Origin of the sequence: Bradyrhizobium sp. NBAIM08 (genome assembly GCF_020193935.1) — a bacterium.
Taxonomy (GTDB): domain Bacteria; phylum Pseudomonadota; class Alphaproteobacteria; order Rhizobiales; family Xanthobacteraceae; genus Bradyrhizobium; species Bradyrhizobium yuanmingense.
On the sequence record NZ_JADYVR010001161.1, the window covers coordinates 1 to 392 of the forward strand.

Annotated in this window: 1 protein-coding gene; it reads left to right on the plus strand. The window is 67.9% G+C overall.

The window, feature by feature from the left end:
• Positions 1-35: 35 nt before the first annotated feature.
• Positions 36-392: hypothetical protein (locus I6F37_RS43950; protein ID WP_225154978.1), on the plus strand; the 357-nt coding region annotated here is incomplete at its 3' end.

A 392-nucleotide genomic window follows, 5' to 3' on the forward strand; every position in this document is an offset into this window, starting at 1 on the left:
CCCATGGGGCGGGGCGACTCGTCGAGTCTTCTCCGATGCCGCCGACGGCCAAGAACCCGGTCGACCTGCTTCCGCCCGACATCATCTATCCCCCAAACGTCGGCGTGCAGCCGAAGCCGATCGTGTGGCGTCGCGAGTGGCCACGCTTCTCGACGGCGGATTGGGTCGTCACCGGCGCGGGTGCCGCCATCGCCGTTGCCTCGGCAATCGTCGCGCCTAAACCCAACCGCACCTACGGACCAGCCCTCTTCGACGACGACGTCCGCAACGCCCTCCGGCTGCGCGACCCACAGGCCCGGTTCACGGCACGCGACGTGAGCGACGTCCTCCTGTCGCTTGAAGCGACCTGGCCCTTCTTCGTGGATGCCATCATCACGACGTGGTGGTTCCGC